This window comes from Moorena sp. SIOASIH (genome assembly GCF_010671925.1).
GTDB lineage: Bacteria > Cyanobacteriota > Cyanobacteriia > Cyanobacteriales > Coleofasciculaceae > Moorena.
On the sequence record NZ_JAAHIH010000010.1, the window covers coordinates 143,277 to 157,049 of the forward strand.

14 protein-coding genes and 1 pseudogene are annotated in these 13,773 nt (G+C 43.2%); 2 read left to right on the forward strand and 13 right to left on the reverse strand.

Going from position 1 to position 13,773, the window contains the following annotated elements:
• Positions 1-21 precede the first annotated feature (21 nt).
• The 8 genes and pseudogenes from F6J90_RS41415 to F6J90_RS41450 all read right to left on the reverse strand — a co-directional run bounded on the left by F6J90_RS41415 (position 22) and on the right by F6J90_RS41450 (position 7,755).
• Positions 22-663: a Uma2 family endonuclease gene (locus F6J90_RS41415; RefSeq protein ID WP_293108176.1), complete on the reverse strand. Its 642-nt coding sequence runs from the start codon at positions 661-663 to the stop codon at positions 22-24.
• A gap of 160 nt (positions 664-823) precedes the next feature.
• Positions 824-2,740, reverse strand: a complete 1,917-nt coding sequence (gene glmS, locus F6J90_RS41420; RefSeq protein ID WP_293108179.1) for a glutamine--fructose-6-phosphate transaminase (isomerizing) — start codon at positions 2,738-2,740, stop codon at positions 824-826.
• Positions 2,741-2,879: 139 nt separating this feature from the next.
• Positions 2,880-3,125 carry a photosystem I iron-sulfur center protein PsaC gene (gene psaC, locus F6J90_RS41425; protein WP_006616272.1) on the reverse strand — a complete coding sequence of 82 codons (246 nt, stop codon included), beginning with the start codon at positions 3,123-3,125 and terminating at the stop codon, positions 2,880-2,882.
• 24 nt (positions 3,126-3,149) lie between these two features.
• On the reverse strand, positions 3,150-3,290 hold the full coding sequence (locus tag F6J90_RS41430; RefSeq protein WP_293108182.1) for a hypothetical protein: 141 nt from the start codon (positions 3,288-3,290) through the stop codon (positions 3,150-3,152).
• A gap of 117 nt (positions 3,291-3,407) precedes the next feature.
• The gene (locus F6J90_RS41435; protein ID WP_293108185.1) at positions 3,408-4,895 is read right to left on the reverse strand and encodes a hypothetical protein; all 1,488 of its coding nucleotides are present in this window, start codon (positions 4,893-4,895) and stop codon (positions 3,408-3,410) included.
• Between the two features lie 213 nt (positions 4,896-5,108).
• Positions 5,109-6,416 (reverse strand): annotated as a pseudogene (locus F6J90_RS41440) (transposase).
• 596 nt (positions 6,417-7,012) lie between these two features.
• Positions 7,013-7,348, reverse strand: a complete 336-nt coding sequence (locus tag F6J90_RS41445) for a XisI protein (RefSeq protein ID WP_293108187.1) — start codon at positions 7,346-7,348, stop codon at positions 7,013-7,015.
• Complete coding sequence (locus F6J90_RS41450; RefSeq protein WP_293108190.1) at positions 7,336-7,755, reverse strand: element excision factor XisH family protein; 420 nt, start codon at positions 7,753-7,755, stop codon at positions 7,336-7,338. The genes F6J90_RS41445 and F6J90_RS41450 overlap by 13 nt, the downstream gene beginning before the upstream one ends.
• A gap of 147 nt (positions 7,756-7,902) precedes the next feature.
• Between F6J90_RS41450 and F6J90_RS41455 the strand changes: the two genes are divergently transcribed.
• Entirely contained in the window at positions 7,903-8,136 is a 234-nt protein-coding gene (locus tag F6J90_RS41455; RefSeq protein ID WP_293108192.1) for a hypothetical protein, read from the forward strand.
• 26 nt (positions 8,137-8,162) lie between these two features.
• Here the strand turns inward: F6J90_RS41455 and F6J90_RS41460 are convergent, their stop codons facing one another.
• Entirely contained in the window at positions 8,163-9,686 is a 1,524-nt protein-coding gene (locus F6J90_RS41460; protein WP_293108195.1) for a DUF1802 family protein, read from the reverse strand.
• Positions 9,687-9,825: 139 nt separating this feature from the next.
• Between F6J90_RS41460 and F6J90_RS41465 the strand changes: the two genes are divergently transcribed.
• Positions 9,826-9,966 carry a hypothetical protein gene (locus F6J90_RS41465; RefSeq protein ID WP_293108197.1) on the forward strand — a complete coding sequence of 47 codons (141 nt, stop codon included), beginning with the start codon at positions 9,826-9,828 and terminating at the stop codon, positions 9,964-9,966.
• Between the two features lie 27 nt (positions 9,967-9,993).
• Here F6J90_RS41465 and F6J90_RS41470 read toward each other — a convergent pair whose 3' ends face one another.
• The 4 genes from F6J90_RS41470 to F6J90_RS41485 form a co-directional block, all read right to left on the reverse strand.
• Positions 9,994-11,802, reverse strand: coding sequence for a hypothetical protein (locus F6J90_RS41470; protein ID WP_293108199.1), 1,809 nt, complete (start codon positions 11,800-11,802; stop codon positions 9,994-9,996).
• Positions 11,803-11,917: 115 nt separating this feature from the next.
• Entirely contained in the window at positions 11,918-12,727 is an 810-nt protein-coding gene (locus F6J90_RS41475) for a hypothetical protein (protein ID WP_293108201.1), read from the reverse strand.
• A 166-nt stretch (positions 12,728-12,893) separates the two neighbouring features.
• Entirely contained in the window at positions 12,894-13,034 is a 141-nt protein-coding gene (locus F6J90_RS41480; protein WP_293108204.1) for a hypothetical protein, read from the reverse strand.
• Between the two features lie 129 nt (positions 13,035-13,163).
• Positions 13,164-13,685: a phosphoribosyltransferase family protein gene (locus F6J90_RS41485; protein WP_293108206.1), complete on the reverse strand. Its 522-nt coding sequence runs from the start codon at positions 13,683-13,685 to the stop codon at positions 13,164-13,166.
• Positions 13,686-13,773 lie beyond the last annotated feature (88 nt).

Genomic DNA, 13,773 nt, shown 5'->3' on the forward strand with positions numbered 1-13,773 from the left:
TTGCTTAGCAAGAAGTAAAAGTTATCTGGATTGAAAAAATTGACTTTTTAATTCCCGTAACATTCGGCTTGTTCCTTGATTAATTGCCTGTTCTACGAGTTGAGGAATCTGTGTAGTTAAGGATAAATTGGGAAAGGTTGGACTGAGCGACGTTTCTTGATAATTTCCATCTTTGATGATGTAAATTCTAAGTTTTTGTTTGCTATAAATCCATACTTCAGGAACACCAATAGCTGCATAAACCTCAAGAGTTGTTTTTGAAGTAACATCAGATTCTATAGCTAAGTCTGGGGGTGGATAAATGTCTAAGTCAATGTGAGTACAGCCTCGCATTTGAGGAGCATTCTGAATATAAAGACAGGTATCCGGTTCAACACCAGCAATTTCAGGACGTTTAAAGGTAGTTGAACCAAAGTCTTCCCAGTCACGCCCCTGTAGGTTTAATATGGCTTTAACAATATCGGCAATAATTCGGTGGGGTCTTTCGTGAATAGCAAGGGGGGAAATGATTTCTAAATTTCCTTGATAGTAGGTCAGCCGCACTCGTCGCTTTTCCCCAAGTTCGTCAAGAATTGTTTCAAAGTCTTGCCATTTAAGGTTATTTATAGTAAGCGCACTACCGGGTGTGAGTTGGATAGCTTTGATGGGTATAGTAACGGTCATAGTTTTTCCTCAAGTTTACCGACTTGATGGGTAAGTCCTAATTGGATTAATTTGAGGGGCGGAGTGCGATCGCAAAATGCCTACACAAAATGCGATCGCATTTACAAATCCTAACTAGTCCCTGCGTTTAAGCAACACCGTTCAACAATCAACAAAAAATCTATTCCACAGTCACCGACTTCGCCAAATTCCTGGGCTGATCCACATCCAAGCCTCGCCTTGCGGCAATGTGATACGCTAACAACTGTAACGGAATCACCGCTAGAATTGGTGAAAGCAACTCCTCCACCTCTGGTACAGGTAACAAATCATCAAAGATATCCATCGCCTCTTTGCCATTGCTCGGTGTCACCCCAATCAACCGAGCATCCCGGGCTTTAGCTTCCTGAGCATTAGAAATTACCTTCTCATAGACAGTACCAGGCATTGCGATCGCAACCACAGGCACCTTAGCATCCAGCAGAGCAATCGGACCATGCTTCATTTCCCCAGCTGGGTAGCCTTCAGCATGAATATAGCTAATTTCCTTAAGTTTCAGCGCCCCTTCTAAAGCAATCGGAAAATTAATCCCCCGTCCTACAAAGATAAAGTCTTGGGTTTCCGCAAAGTCATGGGCTAATTCTTCAATATACTTTTCTTGACTTTCCAGCATCTGCTCAATCTGAGTAGGCAATTGCCGCAAGCCTGCCATAATTGCTTGAATTTTTTCAGGGGCGAGAGTATTACGTCGGTAAGCTAACTCTAGCGCTAGACAATAAAAGGCCACTAACTGGGTCACAAAGGTTTTAGTAGCCGCCACCCCAATTTCAATCCCTGCCTGGGTATCAATCACATCAGGCACCAACTGAGCCAAAGAACTTTCTGGTCGATTCGTAATTCCCAGGAGTCGGGGCTGATAGATAGGGTCTAATCCACTACGACGGTGTTTTTCCATCTCCAGTGCTGCTAAGGTATCAGCAGTTTCCCCAGACTGAGTTACCCCAATGGTTAGGGTATTCTTAGTTAACGGACCTGGTGCATAACGAAACTCAGATGCATACTGCACCATGGTGGGAATTCCTGCCAACTGCTCCAACAAATATTTACCCACCAAACTAGCGTGCCAACTGGTTCCACACGCTAGAATCTGAATCTGTTCTACATCCTCGTACAGTGAATCTGGTATGCCTAACTGAACTGGGGAATTAGCCAGGTCTGCCTCTGCCTCTGTAGGATTAGGATGCCAATTACTATTGAGATACCGCTCGAAACAGTTGCGCACTACCCCTGGTTGCTCATAAATTTCCTTAAGCATAAAGTGTCGGAATCCTTGCTTTTCCACTTGAAAGGGATTCCAACTGAGGGTACGGGGGAACTTATTCAAGCGACGACCCTCAAAGTCGTAAACTTCTGCCCCTAGGGGAGTTAACCGTGCGATTTCCCCATTGTCTAAGTTCAATACTGCCCTGGTATGGGGTAACAATGCTGGGGTATCTGAGCCAAAGAAAAATTCCCCTTGACCAAACCCAATAATCAAAGGAGCCTGTTGCCGCACTCCAATCAATTCATCAGGATAGTCAGCACAAAGGATAGCTAGGGCAAAAGCTCCCTCTAATCGATTCACTGTTTGCCGCACTGCTTCTAAGAAAGGAGAGAAGAAAGAAGAGGAAGAAGCAGAATTTTGCTGTAAACACTCAGCAATTAGATGGGGAATAACTTCTGTATCGGTATCGGAGCGGAATTCATGTCCCCGCTGTATCAATTCCTCCCGCAATTCCCGGTAGTTTTCAACAATGCCATTTTGTACCACTGCCACCCGCATTGCCATGTCCATGTGGGGGTGAGCATTATACTCTTCCGGTTTACCATGGGTTGCCCAGCGGGTGTGTCCAATGCCAATGCGTGCCTGGTTTTCGATTTGTACCAGTTTTTCCCGCAAATTGTGCAATTTTCCCTTAGCACGCACACAATGAACGTCCCCTTCCCACACTGTAGCAATTCCAGCAGAATCATAGCCTCGATATTCGAGTTTCTCTAATCCTGCCATTAAAATTTCTGTAGCGATTTGCGGACCGATATAGCCGACAATTCCACACATAGTGTTGAGTTTAGTAAGTAAGCATAATACTCAAACTATAGCCGTGCTAACAGTGGAGTGTCGTTTGTTGACGGTTGACCGTCAACGGTTGACCATCAACGGTCAACCGTCAACATCGGATAGATTGCTACGTTAATGCTTAGTAAGCCAAGCCCATGCTGCGAGTTGTTTCAGCTCCCAGGTAAACCCGGACGCTCAAAAAGTCAGTAGGACAAGCAGTTTCGCATCGCTTGCAACCAATACAGTCTTCTGTACGAGGAGAAGAGGCAATCTGACCAGCTTTACAGCCATCCCAGGGAACCATCTCCAATACATCTAGAGGGCAAGCCCGAACACATTGGGTGCAACCAATACAGGTATCGTAAATTTTAACGCTATGAGACATTGATTTAAGAACTCCTACATTTTTTTATCGGACATTGCGGAAAAACCGCTTACCTGTCTCCTTGGGAAAATTGGGGATATTCCCGATGATTCCACCAGGATTATCTTTGCCTAGGTTCGTGCTTGTCGGCGTTTCAGGCAAACGACAGGGAATTTTAAGGATCAAGGGCTAGTTTACCGCAGGGTTTTGATAGTCTTGCGCCAGAGGTTACAGAACTTTAAATTCTTTAATATATCAGTATGTGAAACTATTGTGTGATCGAGCCTAATCTATGGGTCAACCTCAAGAAGAGCGATAACGGGGAAACCTTGGTAATTCAATAGACGCTAAGGATTTGCGCCCTTTGGAGGGACGTAGGGGATAGAGTACTGGTGATGGCGACTTACCCTGAGACGGAAATACGTCATTGGTCTGATTTGACTGTGACTCAGCCTCTATGATATCTTCTGGCAATTCCTGACTTGATGGATTGGCTTCAGGCTCCAAGGTCTGAGTATGGTCTGACCTACTGGTTTGCTCAAGGTCACTAGTCAATTCAACGGTTTGGTCAGATTCATCTGAGTTAGTGGTTTCTAGTTCTGATGTGCCATCGACTTTGGTATCAGCCGACTCTGATGGCAACTCCGACAACCCAAATTCCTCTGCCAGGGCAGACATTTGCTCAATTAACTGTTGTGCTACTTCTATCTCTTTGGCTGTCACATTTTCAGGGGAGATTACCTGAGTTTGCCCTGGTGCCGAAGCATCGGCTGGGGATATAGGATCAGTTTGGTTAGGTTGGCTGCTGTCAACCGATAACGCTTCTGTGGTAGATTGAGACTGGGCAGGAGAATTACCAGTACTGTTAAAAATAAATTCTTCTGCAAATAACTCTGGGTCAGCAGACCAGGGTCTAATGGGCTGGGCTTTTTGTAGCAGAGATTGCTGAGCAATGATGCTCCGACTCTCTTGCTGTTGTACTACAGAACTCTCAGAGGCAGGCATTTCCAGACACTTTTCTAAGGCTACCTTAAATTGCAAGGTTTGCTGTTGTTGTCGGTATAGACGGGTTCTAAGTTCTCGACAGGTATCTTTCAATTGCACCAGCTGATGAGATTGTTCGTTGTAGCGCTGCTGGGTTTGGGAATAGTCCTGTTCGAGTCTGGCAACTTGATCCTGAGAGCTTTGTAACTGTTCTGATAAGGTTTCGACCAAAATTTGCTGGCGTTGACCGGATTGATGGGATGATTCTAGAGTGTGGAACAAACGGGTTAATTGGTCTTGAACTGTATTGAGTTCCAGATCTTTTGTGGACAGGAGTTTGTCGTACTCTCGCAATTGCTTAGCTTGTCCGTTTAACTCCTGCTGTTTTTCCTGGAGTGCTTGCTGCAGCTGAGTCACTTGCTGCTGTAAGCGATGATTGTCCAAGCGCAGTTTTTGGGCTAAGGCAAACCATTCACCATCCTTGGCTAACTGTTGCTCAGAAACATCAGCTATCTCAGTGTCAATATCAGTGTTATCAGTATCATCAGTGCCATCAGTATCGGCTTCTGTAACTGATGATGCCATGGTGGTAAGGAGTGATTCTATAGTCTGTTCTAGTATTGACTGTTCAATAAGATTATCTATATCATCAGATACTATGGTGAAATCATCAGGTACTGGTGCGAAGCTGAGCATTTTTGGGTTATGGTCGGTCTGCTGTTGATCTGGCTTCTTAGTATCCTGGTTATCCATTTCGGTAGTAGACTCAGGAAGGGGAAGGTTATTGGGGTTTTCAGATTCACTCATTGCTCTTCATCAAGGGGTTCACAATTTCACCATTGGGGCAAGGAGCCAAAAAGTCAATCGCTCAAGATGATTTTAGTCTTGAGGGGCAACTTTGGGTCAAGATGCAGACTCTCGAAAGTGCCGATGGCTTAGCATTGACTTAAGTTTGGGCGCAGATGGTTGACATTACCTTACTACTTGCTAACCCAAGAATAATGCTTGACACTCCCCGGTCTAAAGACGCGGGGATTCTTCACTCAACGATCTAGCTTGCTGAACCTGGTCGGAACCAAGAACAGTAGAGGCCAAATCTCCTGAAGCGTTTCGGGAGACCCGTTCGCGTAGCGTGGCCTACGGCCTCCGCTGCGCGAACGGATCTACGTTCGCGTAGCGTGACCTACGGTCAATCCAGGTTCCGGTGTGCCCCACCGTACCCAAGGCTCGATTAAGAATGTTAACTGCGGCGTTGTGTTCGCGTAGCGTCGGCTTCGCCGAATCGCGATTTAATTTACAACCACATTTGCAAGCATGAGTCCTAGTTGATAGTGACTTTTTTACAACCTCACCGCATTCAGAGCAATTTTGACTTGTGTAAGCAGGATTTACTGCAACAGTTATCCTGCCAAACTTTGTCCCAAAGTGCTCTAGCCATTTCCTGAATTGATACCAACCAGCGTCATTAATAGACTTTGCTAAACAGTGGTTTTTTAGCAGATTTTTGACTCTTAAATCTTCATAGGCGACCAGGTCGTTAGACCGGATTACGCAACGTGCCAGTCTCTTGGCATGTTCTTCACGCTGCCTACTTATTTTAAGATGCTGTCTACCTAGTCTATTAACGGCTTTCTTACGGTTAGATGAGCCTTTTTTCTTGCGAGATACTCGACGCTGATCAAACTTTAGACGCTTTTCTCCCTTACGGTAAAATCTGGGATTGGGTTCGGTATTTCCCCTAGAATCGGTATAAAACTCTTTTAGTCCTACATCCAGTCCTACGGTGGCATCTGCTGGCTCCAACTGTTCACTTACATCAACATAAATGCAAAACTGAACATAATAACCATCAGCCCTTTTGACAATCCGAACCCGTTTGATAAGCTTTTCATCAAAGCGCCACAAGTCCCAAGTGCCTTTGAGTTTTAGTTTCCCGATTCCTTTCTTATCGCTGAAGGTAATTGATTTCTTGTCAGAAGAAAGCTTCCATCCTGATTGCTTATACTCAACCGACCTACAGTGTTTCTGAAAACGAGGATAGCCTTTCTTCCCAGGTACTTTTTTCTTGCAGTTTTCAAAGAAGCGAGAAACTGATGACCATGCTCTTTCAGCCGCAGCTTCTCGAGCAGTAGAGTTTAGTTCATTGGCAAACGGGAAATTCTTGGCTAGTATTCTACAGTACTTGTTTAAGTCGTATTTATTCAACCCTTTATTGTCCATCCACAGACGAAGACAACTATTTCTCACGAACTTGACTGTCCTGATTGCCTCGTCTACTGCTTGATATTGGTGGGGTTTTCCGTATGCTTTAAACTCTACTATTATCATCAGAACTCGACCTTTTATGTTATGATATTATGTTAGCACAAATAGCGCAAACTAGCAAGTGTTTAGTGATATTTTTATTAAAGGCGACTAAAGTCGCTATGCACTTTCATCTCCGCTCTAAAGAGACAGAGTTTTCAGTGTGAGGCGTTCTAATAAAAATTGACTGGCTAAAAATTTTGAGACCAAAAATGGATGGTGATTAGAAAACAGGAGCTAGGAAGCAACAATTTAATACAAATGTACTATTAGCAATAAGCTAATCCGCTCGCGTAGCGTGCCTAGGCCAATCGCCATTTCAGTTTTTGATAAATCTGATTACTATATACCGTTTGGATATGAAAAACTAGCAGTATTTTTAATTAGCTAATTTGCCATAGTTTAGATATTAAATTTAGTAATTTATATTTGATAATAGCATTTTATTTATTCAATTGTCAACTATTAAAATTCAATCCCTTCATCTGTTTTAAAGACAGGGCAAGGGATTACAGAGAGGGCAAAGTTTGCTTTAAATAAGACGAAGGGGGATTGATATGTGAGTCCGAAATAACCCCTGGCTGATAACCAGTGAAAAAAGCGATTGGCCTCTGGCCATTCTACGCGATTGCATAACCAGTATGGGGACGAACGTCTGGTGGGTGAAACCCTAGCACAATATCTGATTTGGGAACCCCTGCGGCGACCAGTTCTTCAGTGATGCCATCTTCGATACCATCCCGTTGAATCCAGATTTTTCCATCAATAATCTGAACATGGGTAATGCAGCCGTGGACTCGACGTTGGCCATCCCAGCCAACAACCATTAGCATAAAATGATTGTTTAGAGAATCGGCAATGGCATAACTTTGGATATCGCCGTGACTGTAACTAATTCGAGCGTAACGCTCTAGAATCTCTCGAATTAATCTGGAATACTCATCTAATCTATCCATTCCACGATTTCCTCCCCGTTGGCATCAAAAACTAGCAAATTTAACTGATTGCTATCAATAGCAATTCGAGCAATTTTCTCTTGAAAAAAATCTAAGTAAACTGCATTGCGAATCGCTAGATATAATGTTCGATCTCGATGGATAATGGATTCTTTTAACAAACCTCGATAAAGCACATATTGACCGAGGGCATTTTCTAGGTCTTGTACAGGAGAAGGACGGATAAAACTTTTGACCTCAACTGCAATACGTCGCCGATCTTTTTCTGCTGCAAACAGTTTCTCCGAACCCATATCTACGTAAACGGTTCGCTCTCCAACAGCTAATGCTAGGGGATCGTTAGTAATCATCCATCCGTCTTTGATCAGAGCGGTTTTCACCGTTTCGTGGTAGATATCTTTTGCCATTAAAAGTAGCTCATTCTTGCCATGCTCAAGGCTATCTCTATGGTAGCTTGATCACGCTTTAGGTATTGGTCACAACCATAAATTTTGAATCTTGAAATAAAACGTTACACAAACCAGCAGATTTTTACTATAGCGCTTTCTATCCTAATGAGGTACACAGGATTTTTACTTCTTGCCTCTTGCCTCTTGCCTCTTGCCTCCCCCTCCTGGGAGGGGTTAGGGGTGGGTCTAGCATGCCTCTTGCCTCTTGCCTCTTGCCTCCCCCTCCTGGGAGGGGTTAGGGGTGGGTGCCTCTTGCCTCTTGCCTATTCCCTGCTCCCTGCTCCCTGTTCCCTGCTCCCTGCTCCCTACTTCCTAAAAAAATGTACCTCACCAAACTGAAAACCCCTAGACTAATCAATTGCTAGTTAATCCATGGGCAAGTCCCGCAGGAAGTAAAAGCGATCGCGTAGCGTGGCCATAAGCCAATCGCTTTTACTATCCCTGTCCTTGATTCGCCCCAAGTAGCCAGTTAAGGGAGAAGAAAGCTCAATCAATATTTCGTGTAGTTCTGGCTGGGTCAAGGACTGGGGTGGATTGGAGAAGTTATAGGCTCCATAGATCATCTCTACTCCCACCGTGTGATTATCTCTATCCTCAATCAGCTTTTTCACCAGCTGGACAATATGCGATCGCAATTTCAGTTTTTCAGAAATATGATTAATATATTTCTCAACTTCCTGATCAGCTTGACCAGGTATCAAGTAATCCTTCAGTATAATTAAGTCAACGGAATTGGGATACTGGCTTTGAAGTTTCACCAGCTTCTCAAGAGTGTCAGGATTAATAATTGCCATACCATGTACAATAGCTGCATCCATAAGTTGTTTAGTCGGCTCACCAGGGCCAATGATTAACTTAGCAGTTTCCTTAAGTAGTTCTTGATTGTTTAAACGTAACGTTCCTAAATTCAACAGTTGTACTGCCGTATCGTTAGGAATTTTTTTCCCAGCCTTGCACTCACCCACCAAGGGATAAGGTTTTGAGCAGAATAAATCTAAGCCACCAGCACCACCTTTGTGATCATAGTCGATGGTAAATCCCAGAAACTTAAGGCTATCACGAACAATAATTTCAAAATCTGTTCCAGCTTGATAATTAGTTTTACCTTGATCCAGTTCTTTGCTGCGATTTCCTAATGCTGCTATGGTATTTATCCAAGCTAAATCTGGATTAGATGAGGTTAACTGCTTGTTGCTACTCCAGCCTATAAATTTTTTGATCTCTTCGTCAAGGGCTTCAGCCGCTGGGTTAGTAATCGCCAGGTTAGCGATTTGACTCTGTAATTCTTCCAATTCCGGATACAGTGGCGGGAGTCGATTTTCTAGCTGGTGTCGCCGTTGGCAGAAAATGCGATCGCTTAATACTGGCCAATCGTCACTAACCCTAATATTATCACCTAAACTAACAAACTTGCCAAGGGGCTGACTAGTATCATTTCTAGCTACTTCAAGCACTTTAGGCAACTGATAGACCCGCAAGTAAGCCAGGAAAATACCCTGTTGTTTCTCAAGTCTTCCTTGTAATCCTGCTGCTGTCCATACCGTTAACGGTGATAAGTTCTCCAAGGATTCAGTTTTCTTCAGGTGTTGGCAAAGTTCACACCTAGCCCAAGCCTTAATCAAAACAGTTTCCTTATCATTCACTGCCGCTAGACTTTTTTGGGCTATTTCTCTAAAACTAGAGCGATAATACTGCTCAAGAGACAGGGGATTACTGGATATATTATTATTTGATATATTATTTGATATATTAGACGGATATAGGACAAATTTTCGCCCTGGATTGATAAATAGCTGAGGGATAGCAGCAATCATTCGCCCTTGGATTAAGGCTTCGATATCTGGTGCCGGTAAAAGTAGGGCTATTGAAATTCTATCTTGCTGACTCATTATATGCCTGAATAATTAGTATATATCTAGATCAGTTACTATCAATCAATCTCATTCCTGCCTGGCATCGTCAACTTTGTAAGTCTTGTTAACTCTAGCAGTTAAAACTAAACCATCTATAATAATCTGTGTAGGAACTGTGATAATTTTGTTTTCTTTTCCCTACTCCCTACTCCCTACTCCCTACTCTCTACTCCCTACTCCCTACTCCCTACTCCCTACTCCCTACTCCCTACTCCCTACTCCCTACTCCCTGTTCTCCGTTCCTTTTGCTATATAACTTCGTTGACTTAATCATCCTTTAACTTTACGCCTCTTCATCCACTGCCTCTTCAGGAATTTCTCCCGATGGAGCACTCAAAATTTCTCGCAGTAATCGGTTATCTATAGCTAGCTTTGTGTTAGAGATAAAATCTTTAATCTGGTCTTCACTCAACTCATAGTCTTCACGACTGTCATAAACAGCGCGAATCGCAATTAAGGGCTTAACCTCCTCTGTTTTCAACGCTACCGATTTTCCTCCTTGAGCCTTAAGGTTCTTCAAATACTCTTGAGCCTTCTTGGCATTTGGACTTATCGGTTTAGAGCGGACTAAACAACCACGGGTGAGATCATATTTTTTATAATCCCTAAGATGAGATAACCCAGTCGTTACCCTGTTTCCAAAAGAGGCTTGGATCACTGCTAGTCCGATTTTGACCGTATTACCTTCTTGTTTACCAACTATCTTGACGCCGAGGTATTTATTTTTTGGTTTAACGGGAGCTTCAATTTTTTCGATTGTGACTCCTGCCACTATCTGTCCTATGAGTTGGTTGAGGCCAAACTTAATAGCGTTAGTGAGCTGAGAGTCATCGTCCATGTACTCTTCATTGTCTATATTGTCAATATTTTTGATCTCGTTATTATAAGCAGAGCTAACGGGATTTATAGTAGGTCTATGGGATGAAACTTGCTGACCATTAGGTAATCCCCAGTTAGTTTGACACCATTTAAGAACATCTCTTGCTGTTGGTCGTTGTTTCCCTAATTCTTTCAGTGTTTCTTCGCTAAAGGGATAAACCGGCTGGGGAGGAGTTAGTTTATTGTCAGCATAAAACCCTTTTAACCGTAGGTAAACTAGAGCAATTATCTGATCAGAATTTAGAGGCTTTAATTCAACTTCTCGCTCCCCAATTCTGTCAACAACTGCATCATTTAACTCTAATGCTCTAATTTGATGTGTCCAAGTTTCAGGAAACATAGCCGTCAGCAGCACCCCCCGTTTAAGGCTATTGTATAAATCTGTTGCTAAGCTGGCAATAACTTGTGCTCTGCTAAACCCTGCATCATCACATTCTGTACCATCTAATTGATCAAAACATACTACCAAGGGATTGTAATCACTAATTAGGTCTAAAATCTGACAAGTTATATCGAAATGATCTTTGTCATCTTCCGAATCGTTAGGTAACTCCATTTCGTCAGCTTTTTTCTGGGCTAAACTTTTCCCAGAAAGCCAGTTAATAGCATAAATAGCATGCTGGTTTGATAATGTCCAGAAAATACCTTTGATCAGATAGGGATTGTCGATGTCGGTCTTGATTTCAAGAACTTTATCAGTCAGTTGTTCAATTAGCCTGGGATTCTTAGCCAAGGCATTGGGAAATACATTGACTAACTGCTCAGATGTGTAATTTTTTTGCATCGCCTCATTGGCTAAAGCAGTTCCTAACTCTTGCCACTGAGTCACCCCCTGGCTACCCACCTCCTTAAGACTTAATGCCAGGGTTTTCAAAAATTCTGGCTTGATCCGATTAAGGTCATTGTAATCGGTCATGTAGACAAACCAAGCACTGCCATCAGCTTGAAGTTGATGGCGAACCCTACTGAGCAAATGAGTTTTGCCTAACCCTTTGTTAGCCTTGATGGTAATGCCAATCACCTGACGCTGCCCGCTACGAACTTCTTCAATTGCCTTAAAAACAGCATCGTAAGCATGAGCATTGATAGAAGTAACGTGAGGTAATTCTTTTTTCCATACATTTTGCTTCTTGACAACTGGCTCTTTGTTAAAAGGGTTTTGATTTTTTATGGCATTGTGGAGTTGTTCAAGGGGAGATGAACTATTAGTCATGGTTGTTCAAGGGGAGATGAACTGTTAGTCATGATCAACTGTTAGTCATTTTGGTGTGAGGAAACGCTACAAACAGTCAACAGAGATTTATTACAATAACCAGGCCAGCCTAGGATTATAGCCGCTTAGCATAGCAGCGTAATCCACTCACTTCTGTTGTGATAGAATCTTCGATTTGGGATGGATCGCTATCCGGTAAGCTACCGCCTTGGAGTTGTAAAATATCCTTAGCCTGCATCTCTAACAACCACTCATTAAACTGGGAACGACTGACACTATCCCCAATTTCCCGTCTAATCCGATAAATCGGTACAAGGTCATCAAGGTTATAGTCCTGATTTAGCTTGTCGTAGACCTCCAAGACCACCGACTCAAAGGTTTCATAAGAAGCGATCGCATTTTCCCCAGTTTTCCCAGCATCAGCGCCTGCGTCAACGACCTTAGCCACTGAGCTTCTCTCTCTAATCCAATTTAGAACAGCCTTGACATCCTTGGCTCTGACCAGACTACCATCAAACTCAAAATCAGCGCTTTTGATGCCAGCGTCTAGCACTTCCAAGCCTTGCTCTGTCAAAAACACATACTCGATTCGGGCTTTTTTTGTTTTCTTGATCGTCCCGTCTGTTTCCAATTTTTTAAAGATGTCAGTATAATCACCAGACCTCTCATTATTCAGTTTCACTGTATCACTTAAGTCTTTTCTTTTCACCTCCTGCTTTGAGCCCCCTAGATCCCACAAGTGTAGCAGCAGACGAGTTGTAGCTTGGGCTGGGGTTCCTCGTAACCCTTTCTTATTTTCTTTCTTATTTTCTGGTTCAGGGTTTGTGGACATTTCCGTTTGTTCTGTTTGTTCTACTGTTGACATTTCCATTTGTTCTAGGTATTTTGTTCCAGTATTTACGTAGATCAGATTATGGCTTGTCACCTCTCTATCCAGTGATAGCCTAACCAATAGTATGATGCCAATTCGGCACGATTGAGTCAGAAGCCATAAATTTTTATGGCTAGCCTAGCCTCAGGCCAGCCAAATTAAGCGTCTGCCTTTGTATAGCCCTAAAATTGCATTTTGAGGGCTATGAGTCATAGCTAAGTCAATCACAATTCCCCATGGGATTGCCCCTTGGGGTACTGCGAAAAGCGAAATCGTACTCACTTGCCTCTAGGATCAGAATTTCCAAACTATCCAGTCTTTCCCCCCAGAAAGCGATCGCATTTACTGGGAAAATCTCCAATTCTGCTAGCTTGAGTAGAGCAAGGTAGTCGAGTCTCGATATTATATCACTTCTGTTCAGTCCTAGGTTACTTTCAACTATTATTTCTGTGCCCCCTCTGGTTCCTCTGCTCCCTCTGTGCTGATCGGATCACACTTCTCTAATTAAATAGGTTTGAGCCAAATCAGCTGGACTCATGGACTCATACGGTTCAAAAGGCTGATGAATCCAAGGATTATCTGGCAAATAATCCACATAGTAATCAGGAGCAATCCCAGAACAGGCTTTATACCAGATTACAGCAGTACGAATCTCCTCAATTTCTGTACCATAATGACTATAAAGCCATTTAATCCCCTCTCGTAGACTAATACCAGAATCCACTAAATCATCCACCAACAGGATCCGAGTACCTAATTTTGCCGTCGTCATCGCCAGGTGGCTCGAAAACGTAATCGGTTCTCGGATCCGATTGTCTGGTCCGGTATAGGAAGCAGCAGACAGAATCCCTAAGGGCTGATTGTAAATGCGGCAGAGGAGATCACCAACCCGTAATCCTCCCTTAGCAATACAGACAATTTGGTTGAAATCCCAATCGGCTTGATAGACTTTGACAGCTAGCCGTTCGATTTTTTCATAGTACTCTGACCAGGAGACGTAAAGTTCTGACATAGTTCGCGCAATTGATATTGGTTAGGTATTGGTCAGGGAATCGACCATTAGCAAAAGTCGAAAACTATTCGACCATTACCAGCCGTTG